2 protein-coding genes are annotated in these 2,591 nt (G+C 49.1%); one reads left to right on the top strand and one right to left on the bottom strand.

Annotated features, from left to right (window positions below; all coding sequences use genetic code 11):
- A partial coding sequence (locus BN1115_RS03070) for an IS630 family transposase (RefSeq protein ID WP_042656026.1) occupies window positions 1-511 on the top strand: 511 nt, incomplete at its 5' end.
- A gap of 268 nt (window positions 512-779) precedes the next feature.
- Here BN1115_RS03070 and BN1115_RS03065 read toward each other — a convergent pair.
- Window positions 780-2,519, bottom strand: a complete 1,740-nt coding sequence (locus BN1115_RS03065; RefSeq protein ID WP_042656025.1) for a PglL family O-oligosaccharyltransferase — start codon at window positions 2,517-2,519, stop codon at window positions 780-782.
- Window positions 2,520-2,591: the final 72 nt, after the last annotated feature.

Below are 2,591 nucleotides of genomic sequence, written 5' to 3'. Positions count from 1 at the left end.
TAATCCGGTGTTTTATGAGGATGAAGTCGATATAGACCTCAATCCCAAATTAGGGGCCGACTGGATGTTCAGAGCGCAGCAAAAGCGGGTTGTCACACCGGGACAGAACGCGAAACATTACCTGGCAGGCGTTCTCCATGCAGGCAACGGAAGAGTGCTTTACGTCAGTGGGATAAAGAAAAACTCATCCCTGTTTATCGCCATGCTGGAAAAGCTGCGTCGCCACTACCGACGAGCCAAAACCATCACGCTGATCCTCGATAACTACATCATTCACAAAAGCCAACAGACCGAGCGATGGTTGAAGAAGAACCCCAAGTTCTGCTTGGTGTTCCAGCCAGTTTACAGCCCTTGGGTTAATCACATAGAACGGCTGTGGCACAAGTTACATGAAACCATCACACGCAATCATCAATGTAGAGGAATGGCCAGCCTGCTGGCCCGAGTGAAACACTTCATGGATACCGTGTCTCCTTTCCCGGGGAATGGCTATGGCACAGCGAAGGTGTAGCACTATTGGGATCAGTTATTTAGATCCCGTCCCGTTCGCCCGATGACGATGGGCATGTCCCAATTAACCATCAATGTATGCAACGCCATCAATAAAATCACATGTTAATCAATAGGTTGAAATCACTGCGTTACATTTCAATGTATGCGTCCGTTTGGCAGATGTATACACCAGAAAACAGACTGTTCATATGCTGGTAATCCAGAAAGCACGCAATAAAAAAGCCAGCCATTGTTAATGGGCTGGCTTTCTATGTATCCAAATAGCACTATTTATTTTTGGTTATATTCTTGCCTGATTGGTCAACACCGGTAATCACAGCCTGTGAAGCAGATCCAGTTAAAAGGGGCTCGGTTGGATAGAGCTTAAGCGCTTCTGCCCGCATCGCATTGGCTTCCTCCCTACGGCCCAATGCATTAAGCGCGATCACCATATTGGCGTATATGTTGGCACGCGGTGTATGGCGTACGAATGCCCGCCCCCACTCCAGATAAGCTGCCAGTTCTGTCTGGTTGTTTGTCTGCAGACCCACCATCAGACGAACCGAGTTCACATCAAACTCGACTCGGGTTAACCAAGCCATGGGATTGATGATATCAAGTAGCAAGGTCGGCTCTTTATACCCACCTCTTTCGTACTTGGTGACTACCCATGCTGTGTGAATTGCTGTGAGCATAAAGGGAACAACCAGCAGCGGGATAGCGATCGCCATAAATCGCAGTAACAGCCATGGGCGGCATTCCATATCCCACCATGATGAGAAACCCTGACTCGCCAGGTTGGTCTCCTCAATTTCGGTATCGATGATATAAATCAGCGTCAGCAACAGCCACCACAACACGATCGCATGGTATAACGGGTATTCCGTCTGGGTATGAAGCAATATCGGTGTAACCAGAGCAAGCAGTCCCATGGCATTTACCCAACGCACACCCGCCAGACGCCATAATAATGCTCCCCCCATGATCACCATGCCGACCATGGGTGCAATACCGCCCTCAACAGCCCAATAGAGAAACTCGTTGTGGGGGTGGTCAAGATTGTACTCAATCTGCACCATGGACGGATTCAGTGCTTTATCAGCCATGTAGTGATGGAGAAAAACAGATTCAAAACTGCCGTATCCCCACCCACTCCAAGGAGCCTGTGCAATAAGTTTTACCGCATAAGGCCAGTAAATAGAGCGCATACCACCGGACTGATAGATCTCTAATCCTCGTTTTGCTCCAGCCAGCCAATATTGTGATAACAGGCCAATCGCTACAGCCAAAATAACCAGACCCAATATCCGCCATAGCAGCCGCTGTCGATAAAGCTGAGGCATCAGTAAGAACAGGGCTAGCAGGCCGCCTAACTGCCCCACTCGGGATTGCAAAACAACGAGCAGCAGTGCCGCAGATAGAATGACGCCATAGCGCAACGCCATCAGCAATCGACCACCCTCTCGGCGTAATTCCAGCCAGATAGCAAGGGCAAGGCCAGTTGCCATAAACGTCGCCATCACGTTTGGCTGTTGAAAGATCCCGTAAGGGCGATTGGCCTTGGTGTCATAGCCAATCCAGTTACCTGGCGTCAACAGGTAGAACTGCACCAGCCCCAGCACTGCCTCCATCGCGATCGCAATCAGGATGAGATAGAGCAAGCGATCACGCTGCGCCTTATCAAAACGCCATTGATAGAGTCCAAACAAAAACAGTAGGCCAGCAAAAAGTCCCAGCAATCGGGGAATAGCATAATCCTTGAGTGCAAAACCTGGATAGAGCATCGGGAGCAGTAGCAAGAACGCCCCTACCCATAAACCAGCTTGTAATGGAGAAAATACCAGACGCTGACGTAACGTCACCTGCCACAGTCCTAGCCCCATAGCCAAAGACGCAAAGATCCATCCCCACGCATTAAAGGGCAGATACAGCCCTGCGCCTCCCGGGTTGTGCATAAAAAAATGCATGCCCAACAACCAATAAGCGATAAAAAGTACGCCAAATAAAACACGTAAGTATTTAATCATCATGCATTCCTAGCATAATTCTGCAGATTGCCATATCTCTTGGGTTGGTAATAAAAGGCTATGTCCCAATTA

It is taken from the genome of Aeromonas allosaccharophila, from assembly GCF_000819685.1.
In the GTDB taxonomy this organism is placed as follows: Bacteria; Pseudomonadota; Gammaproteobacteria; order Enterobacterales; family Aeromonadaceae; genus Aeromonas; species Aeromonas allosaccharophila.
Note: the sequence above shows the minus strand (reverse complement) of the source record. Positions and strands in the feature narration are given on the sequence as shown.